Genomic DNA, 18,705 nt, shown 5'->3' on the forward strand with positions numbered 1-18,705 from the left:
TTAATAACAACAGTTTAAATACTGTTTTTGGTTACTTTAAATCACCTGTGCCAACATTTAGTTTCGGTATTTCAAAACAGGATAAACTTCTCCTTTTTTAAAGTTAACTTTATCATTAGGTAGTTGAATAAAAGCATCTGCATTTACCAAACTTGCCAAATCTCCAGAGCCATTTCCTGTAACAGGTCTTGCAACCAACTGCCCTAATTTGTACTCTAATTTAACTTGTAAAAAGTACACTAAATTGGGTTTGAATGTAATGTCTGCATCTAAAATGGCAGTTTCACGAGCTTCATTTAAACCTACTGATTTGTAATACCAAGCGCAAAAATACGCCAAACAATTTACAAAAGTAGAGATTGGGTTTCCTGGAAAAGCAAAAATAACAGCTTGTCTTTTAATGTTAAATTTTTGGATTTTATGAGCTTTAGAATCACTTTTAATTTTAGCCATTTTACGCCCAAACCAAAAAGGTTTTCCTGGTCTTTGAGCCACTTTATGGAATAATTTTTCGACTCCTAATTCGTCTAAAACTTCGGGTAAAAAATCGAATTTACCTTTACTTACTGCTCCACTAAAAAGCAACACATCATATTCTTGTAAATAACTTTCTATTTTTGATTTTAAAATGGGTTTATCATCTGTAATATGTGCAGTTTTTGAAGGGATTTGTAATCTTTCTAACAATGAAACCAATGTAAACACATTGCTTCTTCTAATTTGATGTTCTAACGGAATTTCATCAACACCAACTAATTCATCACCTGTAGAAACAATCATCACTTTTGGCAGTTTTGCCACTTTTACAGTTGATTTACCAACAGTTGCTAAAACACCAATTTCTGCAGCTGAAATCATTGTATTTTGATGAATTAAGACATCTCCCTCTACTCTGTCTTTTCCTTTTTGATGAATGTTTTGAAAGTCTTTGATTTCATCAATTAAAATTTGAGCAATGCCATTTTCGATAACTACATCTTCATATCGAATAACCGCATTTGCATTTTTAGGCAAAACAGCTCCTGTCATCACTTCAATACAATTCTCTTTGTTTTGTAGCGTTATTTGTGGACTTCCTGCAGCTTGAATTCCTTCTATTTTAAAATCTCTTTGTCCGTTTTTAAAACACGAATAATTGATTGCAATTCCATCCATAGAAACTCTATTAAATGGTGGAAAATCTCTGTCTGCCCTAATTTCTTCTTTTAAAATTCTACCAACAGATTTTAGAAACGGAATTTCTTCAACTCCAAAATCTTGTGCTGAATTTAATATGATATTTTTTGCTTCTTTTACTGAAATCATATCTTCTCTTAAAAGCCCACCCTAACCCTCCCAAAGGGAGGGAATTCAAAGCTGGACGTAAATATAAAACTCTTACTTACTCAATCTTTTTGATAAAGGTTTTTTCCCCTTTGGGGAAATTAAAAGGGGCTTTTACCCACCAATTGTACTCATACTCTCAGAAACATTTCCTTTTTTACGGTTTGCTTCTGCTATAAAACCATTTTCTGGTTTTTCTTTTACCAAAGATAAAAAGAGTTCTTTTAAATCATCATTAGAAGCACCTTTTCTGATAAAATCTCTTAGATTAAAAACGCCATCATCAAACAAACAATTTTTAAAAGTTCCTGTTGATGTTATTCTTATTCTATTACAATTGTTACAAATTGTTCTTGTAAATGCAGGAATAATTCCGAAAGTTCCTAGATGATTCTCAACTTTATAATTTCTAGAAGTTGATGATTTTTCAGACTGAATTTCATCCACAGAAAACTCGGTTTTGACTTCGTTTAAAATCTTTTTAAACGTCCAATTTTCTTGCATATCTCTTTGCCCTTTTCCGTTAAAAGGCATTTCTTCTATAAAACGAACTGCTACATTTTTGTCTTTTGTGAGTCTTACAAAATCAACAATTTCATCTGTATTAAAACCAGATTGTACAACAACGTTTAGTTTTAAATTTAAACTGCTTTTTTTTAAGAGTTCAAACGTTTTATACACTTCAGGAAAAACATCTCTTCGTGTAATTTGTGCAAACTTTTCTCTTTGTAAACTATCAATACTTAGATTGATATTTTTAACTTTTTTAAGCTTTTCAATTTTATCTATATGATGAGAAATTAAAGCGCCATTGGTTGTGATATTAATGGCATCTAACAAATCGTTAAAAGACAACATTTCTAAAAAACCCACAAAATCTTTACGCACAAAAGGTTCTCCACCTGTTAAACGCACTTTATTAACGCCCAATTCTGTTAACACACGAATTAAGCGATACATTTCTTTAAACGTCAATAACTCTTGTCTGGGAACAATATCTATTCCATGAGCAGGCATACAATATTGGCATCGCAAATTACAACGATCTGTAACTGCCAGTCGCACATATTCCATTTGTCGTCCAAAATTGTCTTTTAAATCGCTCATTTAATTTGGTAATTTCTTACTTACCAAACCATATAAAAAAGCACCTAAAAGTGCGCCAATTAAAATAATTAAAGCAGGTATTAATTTAAAGCCGAGAATTACAAAAACAGGTGCAGCACAAGCCCCTGAAATTCCCCAACCTAAGCCAAAAAGTGTTCCTCCAAAAACAGTACTGATAACTCCTTTTTTCTTTGGTTTTGGCACAATTTTGTTGCCATTAATGTCTTTTATTTTTCCGCTTTTAAACAACTGCATAATAATCGCTGATATTACAACTGCGCCTCCAATAATTCCGAACATATGAAAAGATTGAAATTTAAACATTTCGTAAAATCGATACCAAGAAATGGCTTGAGATTTACTCAATACAATTGCAAAAAAGATACCTAATAGTAAAAATTTTATGTTTTTCATTTATCTAGTTTTTAAATACCTACAAGGTTTTTGAAACCTTGCAGGAAAACTGTTTTTTTTGTTAAAATAATAAAGGAATAATAAACCAAGTTGCAATAATGCCACCAATAAAAAACCCAATTACGGCTAATAAAGAAGGCAATTGCAAACTACTTAACCCTGTAATTGCGTGGCCAGAAGTACAACCACCTGCATAACGTGTTCCAAAACCAATAAGCAAGCCAGAAACAATTAAAATTAAAAATCCTTTTAAAGAAAAGACAACCTCTTCACTAAAAATTTCATCAGGAAAATATTGATTTCCTACATCTGTAAAACCTAAATCTGTGAGTTCTTTTACAGTAGTTGGGTTTAAATCTATTGTTTGATTTGGCACTAAATAAGTTGATGAAATAAAACCCCCAATAATTAAACCAATTACAAACATTAGTGCATAATCTCGCTGTTTCCAATCTTTTTTAAAATAGTCTGATACTTTACCAGCACCAGCCATTGTGCATAAGGTTTCAAAATTTGTTGATGCTCCAAAATCCTTTCCAAAATAGAAATATAAGAAAAGCGATAAAGCTATAAGTGGACCACCTATATACCAAGCCCAAGGTTGTAAAATAAAATCTATCATTAAATGTTATCTTTTAAATAATTCATAATTAAATCTGAAGCTCCTAAATTATTGGTAATATATTTTTTATTAATGGCACCAGTTAGTTTTCTAAAATTTTCGTCATTTTTAAAATTGATGAAATTCTCAGTAAATTCGTCTTGATTTTTAATTGAAATACAACCACCAATTTTTACCAAATCTACAGCTTCTTTAAATTTGTCGTAATTATTTCCAATCACTACAGGAATTCCGAAAGTTGCGGGTTCTAAAATATTATGCAAGCCCGTTTTTAATCCTCCACCAACATAAGCTAAATCTGCTGCTGCGTAAATTTTGGTTAAAATACCAATCGTATCAATAATAAAAACTTGATATTCTGCTAAGTTTTTATCCTCTTTATCTGAAAATAAAACTATTTTTTTATTGATGGATTTTTGTAAAGCAACAATTGCATCAGCTTTAATATTATGAGGCGCAATAATAAATTTTTCGTCTTTTGTTGCAATATTGTTGATGTAATTGACCAACAATTGCTCATCTTCTGGCCAAGTGCTTCCTGCAACAATGGTGTATTTTCCATTTTTAAATTCGCTAATAAAATCGAGTACATTGTCTTGTTCTAAAATTTTAGAAACCCTATCAAAACGTGTATCACCAGCAACTGTTACATTTTTAAAATTGATGGAATTCAATAATTCTTGAGAGGTTTTATTCTGCACAAAAAAGTGATGAAAAGCTTCTAAAGATTTTCGCATAAAACCACCATAACTTTTAAAGAACAATTGTTTTTCTCTTAAAATACCCGAAACTAAAATTGTAGGAATTTCTTTTCTTTTAAGCTCATTTAAAAGATTTGGCCAAAATTCATACTTAATAAAAATGGCCATTTTAGGGTTTACAATTTCTACAAACTTTTTAGCATTCGATTTAGAATCTAAAGGCAAATAACAAACAACATCTGCTAAATTATAATTTTTACGAATTTCGTATCCTGAAGGAGAAAAAAAGGTAACTAGAATTTTATACTGACTGTATTCTTCTTTTATTTCTTCTATAATGGGTCTTGCTTGTTCAAACTCTCCCAAAGATGCTGCATGAAACCAAATTGTATTCTTGTTTTTTAATTGTGAAATTTTAAAAAATGATACTTTTCTACCATCAACAAAAAGTTTTATTTTTTTATTGAATATCGCTATAATAGGCAGCAAAATTTGTGCTTTAAAAACGAGTATGTTGTAGAGTATATTCACAGGTTGTAAAAGTACAAAATAGATGTTTCTAAATATCACAAAAAAAGCTACTCATTTATTTTATGAGTAGCTTCTATAGACACAATAAAACGTTAAACTATAATATCCCCCAACATTATACTTATAATTACTGCGCTATGTTATAAATTTAAGGTAAAAAACAGATATCTACTTAAAAAATGTTCTGAAATACAAATATAATGTTCTAAAAATCAAAATATTTACTATAAATTTAAACTTTTCAAAACATCTTCTTTGTATTTTTTTCCAATAGGAATTGTATAATTGGCAATTTGAAGTGCGTTCTGATTAATTTTAGTAACATAAGTACAGTTAACAATATACCCTCTTTGTGTTCTTATAAAATTAGCATTTAATTTTTCTTTTATTTCGCTTAAACTTGTTCTTTCTACTAGCTTTTTTTGATTTGTACAATAAATTTCTACATAAATATGATCGCTTTTTATAAATAAAATCTCGTTGAAAAGAATTTTTTTAAAACTATTTTTTTGTTTTATAAAAATAGAATTTTTGGATAATACTTTACGATTGGTTTCTTTTTTTTGAAAGTTGTATATGGCAATTTCAATTGAAGTAAATAATTCGTTTTTAGAAAATGGCTTTACCAAATAAGCATAAGGTCTAACCTCTTTGGCGGCATTTACTGTATTAGAATCGGCGTTTGCGGTTAAAAAAATAAATGGAAATTGATAGGTTTTATTTATTATTTTAGCTAAATCTATACCTGTTTTTTGACCAGATAAATGAATGTCTACAATTGCAATATCTGGTGTTTTTTGTTCTATAATTTCTATGGCTTCAGAAAAATTTAGCGCTGGCTCTAAAACATTGTAGCCTAAAGTTTGTAACGTTTTACAGATGTTATCTGCTATAATTATTTCATCTTCTACAACTAACACTTTTATTTTACTCATATCATTATCAACTATAATATTAAATTATTTCTTTTCTCATTTTAGTATCTTTAAACAAAATTTTAAATTTTGCTCCTAGATGGTTTGTAATTTGTAAATTTCCTTGTAATTGCTTTACTAATCTTTCTACTAATTTTAATCCAGAACTTTGTGAATTTGCAATATTAAAAGCTGTGGGTAATCCTGGGCCATTATCTTTAAAAATTAATTCGTAATTTTTAGAAGGATTTTTTAACAAAGAAATATAAAGTTTGTTTTTCTCTTGTTCTTTAAATGCATATTTAAATGCATTGGTTACTAATTCATTTAAAATTAAAGCTAACGGAATTGCGGTATCTAGATCAAAATAAATTTCGTTTACATGTATATCTAAACTTAAATCATCTTCGTGTTTGTATAAAAAGGTAAGTTCTTTAACTAATGAATTGATAAAATCGTCAAACTTAACTAAACCAGATTGATTACTATATAATTTCTGATGGATTAAAGACATCGATTTTATTCTACTTTTTCCTTTTTCTAAAAGTTTTATTACATTTTGGTCTTGAATTTCTTCTGTTTGCAGATCTAACAGGCTTGTAATCAATTGAAAATTATTCTTTACACGATGGTGCATTTCTTTGATAAGCAATTCTTTTTCTCTTAACGATTTTTCTACTAAGTTATTTTTTTGAATTAATATAGACGATTGTTTTCTAAGTCTTTTTAGAGTTGCAAAAGTAAAAATCAATAGAAAAAAACAAAGTAAGGCTATAATAAGATATAACTTTGTTAGTTCCTTTTCACTTTTAATTTCTTTTTCCTTAGCTTTTTGAGCTTCTGTGATTTTAAAACTTGCCAGTGAAGCAGATAATTCTTCTGAATATATTTTTCTAGTTAGTTCTATGGCTTTGTGTTTGTAAGCTAGAGCTTCGTTATAATACTCTTGCCCTTGTAGAGCCCTTGAGCACATATTTATAAGTTCAAATAAACCATTTGAGTTTAAATTTTTACCTAATTTTTCAAACTTACGGGTTAATTCTAAAGCATTTTTTACTCCAAATTTTTTGAAAATTACTTGTAATACTGGAGAATCTTTATCAAGACTAGAAACTAATTGGGCATATAATAAGTATGATTTTTCTCTTGCATAAGAATTGTACAATTCATCAATAAGTATAAATACTTCTTTATCATAACCACCTTTATAAATGTATGCATTGATAAGGCTTTTAATTATATCATAATACACAAAGCTTTTTTCAGGAATTTGCTTTTGAAGTTCAAGGCCTTTTTCACATACCTCAATATATTCATTTAGCTTTTGTTCATGAATTAAATAATTGGTCAAATAGTGTAAAAATATGATCTGTAATTTAACATCACCCAGTTCTTTTGCTTTTTCTATACAATCTAAATTTAATTTTTTTCCTTTTTCAATATTTCTTTCTATGTAGTACATTACAACTGGATGCGTTTTTAGCTTAGTTGTTGCCCAAGTGTAATTATTATCTTTTTCAGTAAATTGATTTACATAGTTTTCGAGTTTTACTTGTTCAGAATTTGCTTCTTCTAAATGCGCATCGTCTCTTAATTTGGTAATTAAAATCCATTTTGTATTAAAAAAATCTACATCTATTTTTTTTTGTTTTATTGGGTCTTTAACCTCTCTATTGATATAATTTAGTACGCTTAAATAATCTGTATTAGTACTTTTAGACAGGTGAGATATTAATTGAAAGTAATCTGAATACTCTAGTGGTTTCTTGTCTAAAAATCTTTTTAAAAATTCTTTATCTGTAGATTCTTTTAATTTGTTTGTGTAATAAGCTGCAGAATCTAAATTATTATTAATAATATACTCCTCTGCTTTATGAAAATCTAAATTAGATTGAGAAAACAGTTGTAGGCAGAAAAAAAGGGAACTAATTTTAAGAGGGATTTTCATGAAAGTGTTTATTAAATAACCCCTAAATCTAAGTAAACATTTTTAAATATCCGATAAAATTAAAACAAAAAAACGCTCAAACTGTATTGTTTGAGCGTTTTTAAATTGGTAAAATCGAATGTATTAAGCCTCAAATGGAGTTACTGATACATAAGATTTATTATCTCTTTTCTTTTGAAATTCTACAATTCCATCAACCTTTGCATGTAAAGTATGATCTTTACCCATGTAAACGTTTTCACCTGGATTGTGAGCAGTACCTCTTTGACGAACAATAATATTGCCAGCAATAGCAGCTTGCCCACCAAATATTTTTACACCTAGTCGTTTCGATTCTGATTCTCTACCGTTCTTCGAACTTCCTACTCCTTTTTTATGTGCCATTGTATTATGGTTTTAAAATTGAAATTTTTATTTAGTTAGCGCTTCAATTAATTCTGCCTTTTTTAAAGAAGTGTATCCAGAGATACCTTGCTCTTTTGCAGCAGCTTTTAATTCTGCAACAGTCATAGAACTATAATCTGTTGTAGCCTCTTCACTTACCTCAGCCTTAGGAGCAGCTTCTTGAGCAGGAGCAGCTTCTTTTTTTGCTGATTTTTTAGCACCAGTAGCAGCAATAGATTCAATTTGAATCTCGCTTAAATACTGTCTGTGTCCATTTTTCTTTCTGTATCCTTTTCTTCTTTTCTTTTTGAAAACGATAACTTTATCACCTTTTAAGTGACCTAGAATTTGAGCTGTTACTGAAGCTCCTTCTATAGCTGGGGCGCCAATAGATACTTTACCATCATCATCTAATAAAAGAACATTATCAAAAGTTACTTTTGATCCTTCTTCTCCTTGTAAACGATGAACGTATACCTTTTGGTCTTTTGCTACTTTAAATTGCTGCCCTGCTATCTCTACGATTGCGTACATACTATTAATTTTGCGTATTTATACTTATTAATGCATTTAATTTCTTTAAAATGCGGATGCAAATATACAGCTTTTTTAAAACTTAACAACATCATCTACAATAAATTAATATTTTTCATTTTATTAGTATAATCCTTTTATTTTAACGGTTATTTTAACATTTGCTTCATTATTTTTGATTTTTGTAAATTGACCTTAGTTTTTTTGTTACAAACAAGACTAAATTGCGTCAAATAAAAACACATATTATAAACTAAATAAAAATCAATGAAGAAAAGTATTTTATCTCTTGCTTCTGCTATGCTGCTTGCCTTTACAGTAAATGCACAAAAAGTAGAATTTGAAGAGTATGATTTAAGTAATGGAATGCATGTAATATTGCATCAAGATGATGCTGCACCAGTAGTTGTAACCTCTGTAATGTATCATGTTGGTGCTAAAGACGAAGAACCTGGCAGAACAGGTATGGCTCATTTCTTTGAACACTTGTTGTTTGAAGGAACTAAAAATATTAAAAAAGGAGAATGGTTTAAGATTGTTTCTTCTAATGGTGGTAGAAATAATGCAAATACTACAGATGATAGAACGTATTATTATGAGATTTTTCCATCAAACAAATTAGAATTAGGACTTTGGATGGAGTCTGAGCGTTTATTACACCCAATTATTGGACAAGATGGTGTAGATACACAAAATGAAGTTGTAAAAGAAGAAAAACGATTGCGAGTAGACAACCAACCTTATTCTCGTTTTTTAGAATACGTAAAAGAAAACATCTTTAAAAAGCATCCTTACAAAGGTACTACCATTGGTAAAATGGAACATTTAGATGCTGCTACTTTAGAGGAGTTTATTGCATTTAATAAAAAATTCTATGTGCCAAATAATGCTACTTTGGTAGTTGCTGGAGATATTGATTTTGAATCGACAAAAAAAATGATTCAAGATTATTTTGGTCCTATTCCTAGAGGTGAAGAGGTCACTAAAAACTTTCCTAAAGAGGAGCCAATTACAACTGCAATGACAGCCAAAGGATATGATCCAAATATTCAAATACCTGCAATAATGGCTGCCTACAGAACACCTTCTATGAAAACTAGAGATTCTAGAGTGTTAGATATGATATCTTCTTACTTAAGTAGTGGAAAAAGCTCTGTATTATACAAAAAATTAGTAGATGATAAAAAAATGGCATTACAGGCTGGTGCTATTAATGCAAGTCAAGAAGACTATGGAACTTACATTTTGTATGGTTTACCACAAGGCGATACTAAATTACAAGATATTATTAATGAAATTGATACAGAAATTGTAAAAATGCAAACCGAGTTAATTTCTGAAAAAGCGTATCAAAAACTACAAAATAAGTTCGAAAATAATTACGTAAACGCTAACTCTAGCGTAGAAGGTATTGCAAGTTCTTTAGCAACATTTAATGTTTTGTATGGAGATACAAACTTAATTAACACAGAAATCGATATTTTTAGATCTATTACAAGAGAAGAAATTAGAGAGGTAGCTAAAAAATATTTGAATCCAAATCAACGATTAATTTTAGAATATTTACCAGAAAAAAAATAATAAAACTTTAATCGTAAGATTTATTTCTTAATTATAAGACACAAAATATGAAAACAAAAATTTTATCATTAATAGCCCTTTTTGTAGCCACAATTGCTGTTAATGCGCAAATAGATAGAAGTAAAATGCCTAAACCAGGGCCAGATCCTGAAGTAAAGTTGGGCAAACCAGTTAAAATTACCTTAAAGAATGGTTTAAAAGTAATTATTGTAGAAAACCACAAATTACCAAGAGTTTCTGCAAACTTATCTATAGACAATAAACCTTATTTAGAAGGAGAAATTGCAGGAGTTTCTAGCATGATGGGTAGCTTATTAGGTAGAGGAACTACAAATATCACTAAAGATGAGTTTAACGAAAAAGTAGACTTTTTAGGTGCCAATGTATCTTTCTTTAGCTCTGGCGCTTATGCAACTTCTTTAACAAAATATTTTCCAGAAATTTTAGAATTAATGGCAGATGGTGTAAAAAACTCTCAGTTTACACAAGAAGAATTTGATAAAGAAAAGCAAGTAACTTTAGACAATATAAAATCTAACGAAAAAAGTGTTACTGCTGCTGCTAGAAGAGTTGAAAACGTTTTAACTTATGGTAAAAATCATCCTTTTGGAGAATTTACATCAAAAGAAAGTGTAGAAAAAATAACTTTAGATGATGTAAAAAACAACTATAAAACCTATTACAAACCTAATAATGCTTATTTGGTTATTGAAGGCGATATAAACCCAAAAGAAGTAAAAAAATTAGTAAAAAAAGCATTTTCAGATTGGCAAAAAGGAGAAATCCCTAACTATGAAATTCCAGCAACAGAAAATGTAGCTACTACAGAAATTAATTTTATAAACATGCCTAACGCAGTTCAATCTGAAATTGCTGTGATTAACAATATCGATTTAACTTTAGGCGATAAAGATTACTATGCTGCATTAATGGCCAATAACATTTTAGGTGGTGGTGGTACTGCACGTTTATTTATGAATTTACGTGAAGATAAAGGGTATACTTATGGTTCTTATTCTAGTTTAAGACAAAATAGATATGCAGGTACTTTTAGAGCAACTGCAAGTGTTAGAAATGTGGTTACAGATAGTTCAGTTGTAGAAATTTTAAAAGAAATTAATAAAATTAGGTACAAAAAAGTAACTGCAGAAGAACTACAAAACTCTAAAGAAGAATATATTGGTGGTTTTGTTATGGATGTACAAAAACCAAGAACTGTAGCAAATTTTGCTTTAAATATAGAACGTTATAACTTACCAGAAGATTTTTATGCAAACTATATTAAAAATATTAAAGCGGTTACTTTAGACGATGTTCAAAATGCAGCCATTAAATATTTTAAGGGCAATAAAGCAAGAATTGTAATTACAGGTAAAGGTATTGATGTACTTAAAAATCTAGAAAAAACAGATTATGTAATTAAGTATTTTGATAAATATGGAAACCCAACAGAAAAACCAGAAATGACCATGCCAATTCCTGAAGGAATGACTGCTGCAACTGTTGTTGATAAATATATTGAGGCTATTGGAGGTAAAGACAAGGTTATGGAAATTAAATCTGTAATGATGACCTCTACTGCCAAAGTGCAGGGTATAGATGTAACTTCTGTTGATAAAATGGCTGCACCTAATAAAATGTCTAAAGTGATTACAGGAATGGGCCAAGTTTTTCAAAAAATTATTTTTGATGGAGAAAAAGGATACCAAGAAGTACAAGGTAGAAGAATGGATATGACTCCTGAGCAACTTAAAGAGTTTAAAACACTGTCTTTACCAATTTTAGATGTGAGTTATAAAACAGGTACTTTAGACAGAATTGAACCTATTGATGGCATTAACTATTATGTTGTAAAAAATGGCACAACAGAAGTTTTTTATGATATGAAAACTGGCTTAAAAGCCAAAGAAGTTAAAACTGTAAAAACTCCACAAGGAGAAGTACAAGTACCTCAAACTTTTGGCGATTATAAAGCTGTAAATGGTGTTTTATTTCCGTTTGCATTAGGTACTAAAATGGGACCTATGGATTTGAATTTTACAATAACAGACATAAAAGTTAACGAAGGAGTTTCTGATGAAGATTTTAAATAATTTTTCTTAGAATAACAAAACTAAAAAGAGTCAAAATGAAAATTTTGGCTCTTTTTTATTACCTAAAAATTACCTTTTCTTGTTTACCAAATACACGCCCAACAAAATAATAGTACCGCCTAAAAGTTGAATGATACCAAATTCTTCACCATCAATTAAACCCCAAAAAACAGCTACTAAAGGAATTAAATAGGTTACAGATGATGAGAAAATTGGTGTAGAAATCTGAACCAATTTATTATACATTATTTTAGCCAATCCTGTGCCAAAAACCGCTAAAACAGCTACATAACCCAAAGCCATTAATCCTTCTGTATTGTAAACATAATCACTAAAAAAACCAGTAGCATATAAAACGATGATTGCCGGAATAAAAATCAATAAAAAATTACCAGTAACAATGGCTCTTGGTGGTACATCTTGCAAATATTTTTTTACCATATTTACATTTAAAGCGTAGCCTACAGAAGCTATCAACACAAAAATAGCATACCAATAATTCTGATTTTCATTTATAGAAGCATCAGTCAAAATTAAAATAGCACAGCCAACCAAACCAATTAATATGCCATAAAACTGCACTTTTCTGAAAGAAAACCCAAACAGTAACGCACCAAAAATAAGCGTATTAAAAGGGGTAAAACAATTTAAGATAGACACAACAGCACTATCTATTTGATGTACAGAAAAAGCAAACAAAAAAACAGGAAAAAAACTGGCTGCAAAAGCGGTAAACGTAATGTATTTCCAATGTTTTCTTTTAATTTTTTTTACAGAGGATGCTGATGTTGAAAACAAAAAAAGTGCTGTAAAAATAATACGTAAAGCACCCAATTGAATTGGTGTTAAACCAATTAACGCTTTTTTCATTAAAATAAAAGAACTCCCCCAAACTAGCGCAAGTAAAATTAAATACAACCATTTTTGCTGTTGATTATTCATTTTTGCTGTATGTATTTCAGTATCAGTTAAATTTTGTGCAAAAATCTTACAATTATTTAGATTCGCATCTAATTATTGATAAATTTGTAAGATAATTTAATAATCGATTCTAATGAAAACAAAAAAAATAGTATTTACCATAGCCATAGCTTGTTTTATTGTAACCGGATGTAAAAAAGAAACACCAAAAGAAGTTAAAAAAGAAAGTGTAGCATTAGCTATTTCTGGAATGACTTGCGAAATTGGTTGTGCAAAAACCATTCAATCTAAATTGTCTAAAAAAGAAGGTGTTTTAGACGCTAAAGTTATTTTTACAGACAGTATTGCAAATATTGAGTTTGATGCCAATACAACGTCTAAAAAAGACTTAATTGCTTTTGTTGATGGCATTGCAGGTGGTGAGTTGTATAAAGCTTCTGAAAGCTCAAAAGTAGCACACGCTTGCACAGAAGATTGTAAAAAAGATTGCGAAAATAAGATGGCTTCTAAAAAAGAATGTAAACAAAACTGTAAAATGGCTTGTTGCGCTACAGAAGGCACAAAATAAATTTGTATTGAAAACAAAAAAAGCAGGCTTAAAGCCTGCTTTTTTTATGGTAATAAATTTTCTTTTTCTTTTAGTTCTTATAATTCAGCATTAATCCAAGTCCAACTAGAAATATCAACTTGAGAACCCGTATTGTAAGCTCCAGTTAATGTAGCAGCAACACTATCAATAATAACATTAGCTAAAGGTCCATCATCAGCCATATCAATATTAGTATCATAACCACTTAAATAAAGGTTGGTGATTGTTGCCCCAGATTGTTTTTTGAATTGTAATGCGATTCCACCAGTTGTAGAAATTGCAGTTACATTGGTAAACATAGGATTTTCGTTTTCTTTATCAGCTTCAAAAGCAGTAGAAAAGTTATCGATAGTATGAGAAATGTATGTATTTGTTACAGAACCATTCCAACCTTCTGTCCAGTCGATAGAATCATCCTCATTATTTTCTAAATAAATATTGGTCACTGATACTGTACCTCCAAAAAACTCAACACCATCATCTGCACCATTAATTACAGCAACATTTTCAACAGTAGTTCCAGAACCTACAGCATAAAAAGAAATTCCATTGTATTCAGATTCTGAATTAATAGCTGCTCCTGTACCTTTAATTACTAAGTTTTTAATAGAACCAGAACTATCGTTGTCAGTTGTTCCACCATAAATAAATCCACCAACTTCTGCAGTTGAATTAGCACCTGATGTTGTACTTGCTTTTCCACAGATAGTTAATCCACCCCAATCTCCAGGTTCTGCTCCAACAGAAGACATAACTACTGGATTAGCAGGAGTACCTTGAATATCAATTTCACCATCAATTAAAACAGCGATATATACATCTACACCACCAGCTCTAGCGCTAATTTTTGTTCCCTCTGGAATAATTAATTTACCACCAGCTTCAACAATATAAGACGAGCTTAGTCTATATTTTTTAGAGCTATCTAAAGTTAATGTTGTGCTTAAAGTTCCACTTAAATCTACAACCTCTGTTAATTCTGCACTTGCCCAAGAAAAAATATCAATATCTACAGTTGCTGCAGCATTATAACTTAATGCAGGATCTGCAGTTGCACCATCAATAATAACATTTGCTAATGGTCCATCATCAGCCATATCAACAGTAACATCATAACCCACTAAAGATAAGCCTGTAATTGTAGCACCAGATTGCTTTTTAAATTGTAAAGCTGTGCCACCAACAGAAGAAACTGCAGTTAAGTTTGTTAATTTAGGGTTTCCATTTTCTTTATCAGCTTCAACCACAGTAGAAAAATCTGCCTTTGTGTTTACAACGTAAGCATTGTTAACTGTACCATTCCAACCTTCTGTCCAATCGATTGCATCATCTTCGTTATTTTCTAAATATAAATTGTTTACAGAAACTGTACCACCGAAAAATTCTACACCATCATCAGCACCATCAATAACAGCTAAATTTTCAACTACTGTTCCTGAACCTACAGCGTAAAAAGAAACTCCATTGTATTCTGATTCTGCATTAATTGCAGCACCAGTTCCTCTAATAATCAAGTTTCTAATAATACCTGAACTATCTCCATCTGTTGATCCTCCATAAATAAAACCACCAACCTCTGCTGTTGCATCTGCACCAGCTGTTGTGGTTGCTTTACCACATAATGTTAAACCACCCCAATCTCCAGGAGCACTATTTGTAGATGCCATAATTACAGGATTACCTGCAGTACCATTTACATTAATTTTACCACCTTGTAAAACAGCTATATATATATCTACGCCATTAGCAACTGCATTAATTTGAGTACCTGCAGGAATATTTAACGTTACACCATCATCTACAAGAAAAGACCCACTTAATGTATAAGAAACAGAGGAATCTAAAGTATAATCTTCCTCTAACTTACCATTCATTATACCATTTTTAAGGTTTTCTATTACAGGAGAATCTACTGTAATAATCGGTTCTGGATCATCACCACAACTTGTAAAAGTAAATGCTAAAATTGTAGCAAATAGAAATAAGAATTTAAAATTTTTCATTTTTTTTATTTTATTTTTTTGTTTGTTTCAGTCCCACAAAAATGATATTAATTGTTGTCTTATTGTTTAAGTAAATATTAAGTGATTGTTAATGTTAAAAAAGAAAAAACGGTTTTTGTTAACTTAGTGTTACGTCAATAAAAAAGATCGGTTTTTAACATTAAAGTCAAAAAAACCGATCTTTTATAAGTTTTAAAAAAAGTAGTTTAATTCTGTTTTTTTAAAAAGTATATTTAAAATTTAATGATAGCTGACTCCCTTTTTTGTACTGTAAAACAGTTTCTGTAGTAGTTATACCTGTATTTAAATTTCTAATATCTTGTGTTTGTCTTATTGAAGGGTTTAATAAGTTTCTACCAATAAATCGAGCTGTTAATTTTTCTGTGATTTCTTTGCTCAATACTAAATCAAGTGTTACAAAACCTTTTTCAATAATTTCTTCATTGAATAAAGTATCGCTACTTGCAAAACTTTCTGGGCTACCTAATGCAAATATTTTATCAGAAGAATAGTTACCAGATAAGGTAGCTATAAATTCTTTTTCTTTTTTATTGCTATAAGAAAGTGCAGAGTTAAGAATAAAATCTGAGGCACCTTGTAATGAAGATTCTGTTTTGTTATTGTATTGAAAATTGGTTAATAAATCTTGAGTTAACCACATTTGAGTAACATTACCTGTTAGGCTCATTAAGTTTTCTTCATCTTCATTTTTTAAAAATCCAACTCTACCCTCTACTTCAATTCCAAAAATATTTGCTTCATCTCCAGTATTATTAAATTGAAAAATACCAGCAGAACCTCTTGCTTGAGCTAAGTTGATAGGATCTTCAATTTTTTTATAAAATGTTGTTACAGATACCAACTCTTCACTACTAGGATAAAATTCCCATTTTAAATCAACATTATACACATTAGATCTTTCTATATCAGGGTTTCCTTTGGTTACCCTTCCTGTTGGAGATACGTATTCAAATGGTGCAAATTCTTTAAATTCTGGTAAGGTTTGAGAAATACTTGTTGCAAAACGAACAAAATTTCTGTCATTTAACTCATATTTTAAATTAATACTTGGGTTAATGTTGTTATAATCTCTGCTTAAAGAGCCTGTTCTTCCTTGAAAATTGGCAACATCCCATTCCACATATATTTCGTCTCTTTCATATCTTACACCAACATTACCACTAAATTTATTAAATTGAAAATCGAAATCTGCAAAACCAGCAATAGCATCAAAGGTACCATTATACCTGTCTAATGGTCTTTCTACCAATCGTAAACCATTATTAAATGCTGTAGAAGTAAATGTTGATGAAAACTCATCTACACTTGGTACTTGAAAACCATCTGCATCAACACCGATAAAAAGAGATCTAAAGTTTCTTTCTTTATGTCTGTAGTTTACACCAAAATTAAGTTTGTAAGGTAAATTATCATCTTCATCTGCTTCACCTAAAGACCAACTATCTTTTACGTATGCATTGATTTCGTTATCCTCAATTTTTTGGCTTGATTTTCTTTGTTGAAAAGCACTGTTATTTGCATATTGAACAGTTGTAGGGTTTAAGATACTTACCTCATTTCTAATTCTATTTGGTTCTTCTGCTAAAATAAAATTGAAACCTACAGCCCATTTTAAGGTATTATTTTCAAACAAGTTATGTTCTCCTAAAACTTGATTTACAAACATTAATGTTTGTTTAAAATTTTGGTCTCTTACAAAAGCGCCATCTTCTTCGGGTTCTTGCTCAAAAACAAAACCTGTTCCATTTCTACCTTGTTCATACAAATAATCTATACTTTTTGCAACAAACAAAGAGTTGTATTTGATTTTATGATCATTATTTAACTTTAAACCAAGGTTAGCGTATGCAGTTGTATTTACATTAGAATTAAATATTTCTACATCATCAAAAATTTGCTCAACAATGTTGGCTCTTGCTATTTTAAATAATCCATTTTGATAATTAAATGACTTTGAATGTGATGCTGTTGCAAATATTGACAACTCTTTACCAAAAACATCAAACTTAGTGCCACCAGAAAGTGAAAGACTGAAGTTTAAAGGTGTACTTTGACTTTTAGTATCCCAACCTTGTCTTGTAATTAAATCTTGAACGGCAAATTGCTTTTGATGAAAACCCATAGTTACATCATCTGTAATAATGGTTCTTCTAAAATCACCAAATTGCTCCATAACGTTTGTGTTAGAACCTCCAGATACACTAATTGAGAATTCTTTTCTTCTGTAACCCTTGGTTTCTACATTAACGTTACCTGATGCTTGATCTAAATAATTAGAAGTTGCATAGGTTTTACTTATACCAACATTCTCAATAATACTTGTTGGAAATAAACTTAGGTTGATGTTCTTATTATCAACATTATCAGATGGTATTGGTAAACCATTCATTGTTGTAGATAAATATCTGTCACCTAAACCTCTTACATAAATATCTCCTGTTCCCTCACTCTTGGTAACACCAGAAATTTTTGTAGTTGCATTAGATGCATCAGATACACCAGTTTCGGACAATCTTTGCGCTCCAATACTTTCTACAATTACTGTAGCGTTTTTCTGTTTTGTTAAAAGCGCCGATTTTTTATCTCTACCAACAGCTGCCCTAACAACCACATCATCTAAAGCAACACCTTCTTCTGCAGACATTAGTTGATTAATAGTTACTGTCTGACCTGCTTTTACTGTAAATGTTTTCTGAATGGTTTTATATCCTAAAAAACTAAATACAACTGTGTGTGTACCAGCTGGAACAGTAAGAGCGTATTTACCATCAAAATCTGTAGTTGTACCAATTGTAGTACCCTTAATAAGTACATTTGCAAAAGGTAAAGGTTCGTTATTGGTTTCTTTATCAGATAATAAACCTGTTAATTTACCTTTATCTTGAGCTATTAAAAACTGACTCAAAGCAAAAAAAGTAATCAATAAAAATTTTTTCATTCTATGTGTATTATTTACTGCTGCAAAAGTCCGTTTGTTTTGTAAAGTCTATGTTAGTTGTAAATTATGGTTGAGTTAATT

At 30.1% G+C, this 18,705-nt stretch carries 15 protein-coding genes; 3 read left to right on the forward strand and 12 right to left on the reverse strand.

What is annotated here, in order from left to right; all coding sequences use genetic code 11:
• Nucleotides 1–57: 57 nt before the first annotated feature.
• The 9 genes from ACW9UN_RS10095 to rplU form a co-directional block, all read right to left on the reverse strand.
• Nucleotides 58–1,305 carry a molybdopterin molybdotransferase MoeA gene (locus tag ACW9UN_RS10095; protein WP_459486141.1) on the reverse strand — a complete coding sequence of 416 codons (1,248 nt, stop codon included), beginning with the start codon at nucleotides 1,303–1,305 and terminating at the stop codon, nucleotides 58–60.
• A 132-nt stretch (nucleotides 1,306–1,437) separates the two neighbouring features.
• Nucleotides 1,438–2,430 carry a GTP 3',8-cyclase MoaA gene (gene moaA / locus ACW9UN_RS10100; protein WP_459486142.1) on the reverse strand — a complete coding sequence of 331 codons (993 nt, stop codon included), beginning with the start codon at nucleotides 2,428–2,430 and terminating at the stop codon, nucleotides 1,438–1,440.
• On the reverse strand, nucleotides 2,431–2,844 hold the full coding sequence (locus tag ACW9UN_RS10105) for a YeeE/YedE thiosulfate transporter family protein (protein WP_459486143.1): 414 nt from the start codon (nucleotides 2,842–2,844) through the stop codon (nucleotides 2,431–2,433).
• 61 nt (nucleotides 2,845–2,905) lie between these two features.
• Nucleotides 2,906–3,463: a YeeE/YedE family protein gene (locus ACW9UN_RS10110; RefSeq protein ID WP_459486285.1), complete on the reverse strand. Its 558-nt coding sequence runs from the start codon at nucleotides 3,461–3,463 to the stop codon at nucleotides 2,906–2,908.
• Between the two features lie 2 nt (nucleotides 3,464–3,465).
• A complete protein-coding gene (locus tag ACW9UN_RS10115) occupies nucleotides 3,466–4,698 on the reverse strand; it encodes a 3-deoxy-D-manno-octulosonic acid transferase (RefSeq protein ID WP_459486144.1) in 1,233 nt (410 codons plus the stop codon).
• Nucleotides 4,699–4,922: 224 nt separating this feature from the next.
• Nucleotides 4,923–5,633, reverse strand: coding sequence for a response regulator (locus tag ACW9UN_RS10120; protein WP_459486145.1), 711 nt, complete (start codon nucleotides 5,631–5,633; stop codon nucleotides 4,923–4,925).
• 19 nt (nucleotides 5,634–5,652) lie between these two features.
• Nucleotides 5,653–7,560: a sensor histidine kinase gene (locus ACW9UN_RS10125; protein ID WP_459486146.1), complete on the reverse strand. Its 1,908-nt coding sequence runs from the start codon at nucleotides 7,558–7,560 to the stop codon at nucleotides 5,653–5,655.
• A 123-nt stretch (nucleotides 7,561–7,683) separates the two neighbouring features.
• A complete protein-coding gene (gene rpmA, locus ACW9UN_RS10130; RefSeq protein ID WP_298990115.1) occupies nucleotides 7,684–7,944 on the reverse strand; it encodes a 50S ribosomal protein L27 in 261 nt (86 codons plus the stop codon).
• A 27-nt stretch (nucleotides 7,945–7,971) separates the two neighbouring features.
• On the reverse strand, nucleotides 7,972–8,478 hold the full coding sequence (rplU, locus tag ACW9UN_RS10135) for a 50S ribosomal protein L21 (protein ID WP_459486147.1): 507 nt from the start codon (nucleotides 8,476–8,478) through the stop codon (nucleotides 7,972–7,974).
• A 267-nt stretch (nucleotides 8,479–8,745) separates the two neighbouring features.
• On the opposite strand from rplU, the gene ACW9UN_RS10140 reads away from it, so the two are divergent.
• A complete protein-coding gene (locus ACW9UN_RS10140; protein ID WP_459486148.1) occupies nucleotides 8,746–10,059 on the forward strand; it encodes a M16 family metallopeptidase in 1,314 nt (437 codons plus the stop codon).
• 47 nt (nucleotides 10,060–10,106) lie between these two features.
• The gene (locus tag ACW9UN_RS10145) at nucleotides 10,107–12,152 is read left to right on the forward strand and encodes a M16 family metallopeptidase (protein WP_459486149.1); all 2,046 of its coding nucleotides are present in this window, start codon (nucleotides 10,107–10,109) and stop codon (nucleotides 12,150–12,152) included.
• A 69-nt stretch (nucleotides 12,153–12,221) separates the two neighbouring features.
• On the opposite strand, the gene ACW9UN_RS10150 is transcribed toward ACW9UN_RS10145, so the two are convergent.
• On the reverse strand, nucleotides 12,222–13,094 hold the full coding sequence (locus ACW9UN_RS10150; RefSeq protein WP_459486150.1) for a DMT family transporter: 873 nt from the start codon (nucleotides 13,092–13,094) through the stop codon (nucleotides 12,222–12,224).
• 112 nt (nucleotides 13,095–13,206) lie between these two features.
• On the opposite strand from ACW9UN_RS10150, the gene ACW9UN_RS10155 reads away from it, so the two are divergent.
• Nucleotides 13,207–13,641, forward strand: coding sequence for a cation transporter (locus ACW9UN_RS10155; protein ID WP_459486151.1), 435 nt, complete (start codon nucleotides 13,207–13,209; stop codon nucleotides 13,639–13,641).
• Nucleotides 13,642–13,718: 77 nt separating this feature from the next.
• On the opposite strand, the gene ACW9UN_RS10160 is transcribed toward ACW9UN_RS10155, so the two are convergent.
• Complete coding sequence (locus ACW9UN_RS10160; RefSeq protein WP_459486152.1) at nucleotides 13,719–15,665, reverse strand: beta-helix domain-containing protein; 1,947 nt, start codon at nucleotides 15,663–15,665, stop codon at nucleotides 13,719–13,721.
• Between the two features lie 220 nt (nucleotides 15,666–15,885).
• The gene (locus tag ACW9UN_RS10165) at nucleotides 15,886–18,624 is read right to left on the reverse strand and encodes a TonB-dependent receptor (RefSeq protein ID WP_459486153.1); all 2,739 of its coding nucleotides are present in this window, start codon (nucleotides 18,622–18,624) and stop codon (nucleotides 15,886–15,888) included.
• Between the last annotated feature and the right edge of the window lie 81 nt (nucleotides 18,625–18,705).

This window comes from Polaribacter litoreus, from assembly GCF_054584775.1.

Bases quoted from the DNA above. Each gene is read 5' to 3' on its own strand.
- ACW9UN_RS10095 (WP_459486141.1), bottom strand. From the start codon at position 1,305: ATGATTTCAGTAAAAGAAGCAAAAAATATCATATTAAATTCAGCACAA.
- moaA (WP_459486142.1), bottom strand. From the start codon at position 2,430: ATGAGCGATTTAAAAGACAATTTTGGACGACAAATGGAATATGTGCGA.
- ACW9UN_RS10105 (WP_459486143.1), bottom strand. From the start codon at position 2,844: ATGAAAAACATAAAATTTTTACTATTAGGTATCTTTTTTGCAATTGTA.
- ACW9UN_RS10120 (WP_459486145.1), bottom strand. From the start codon at position 5,633: ATGAGTAAAATAAAAGTGTTAGTTGTAGAAGATGAAATAATTATAGCA.
- ACW9UN_RS10125 (WP_459486146.1), bottom strand. From the start codon at position 7,560: ATGAAAATCCCTCTTAAAATTAGTTCCCTTTTTTTCTGCCTACAACTG.
- rpmA (WP_298990115.1), bottom strand. From the start codon at position 7,944: ATGGCACATAAAAAAGGAGTAGGAAGTTCGAAGAACGGTAGAGAATCA.
- rplU (WP_459486147.1), bottom strand. From the start codon at position 8,478: ATGTACGCAATCGTAGAGATAGCAGGGCAGCAATTTAAAGTAGCAAAA.
- ACW9UN_RS10140 (WP_459486148.1), top strand. From the start codon at position 8,746: ATGAAGAAAAGTATTTTATCTCTTGCTTCTGCTATGCTGCTTGCCTTT.
- ACW9UN_RS10145 (WP_459486149.1), top strand. From the start codon at position 10,107: ATGAAAACAAAAATTTTATCATTAATAGCCCTTTTTGTAGCCACAATT.
- ACW9UN_RS10150 (WP_459486150.1), bottom strand. From the start codon at position 13,094: ATGAATAATCAACAGCAAAAATGGTTGTATTTAATTTTACTTGCGCTA.
- ACW9UN_RS10155 (WP_459486151.1), top strand. From the start codon at position 13,207: ATGAAAACAAAAAAAATAGTATTTACCATAGCCATAGCTTGTTTTATT.
- ACW9UN_RS10160 (WP_459486152.1), bottom strand. From the start codon at position 15,665: ATGAAAAATTTTAAATTCTTATTTCTATTTGCTACAATTTTAGCATTT.
- ACW9UN_RS10165 (WP_459486153.1), bottom strand. From the start codon at position 18,624: ATGAAAAAATTTTTATTGATTACTTTTTTTGCTTTGAGTCAGTTTTTA.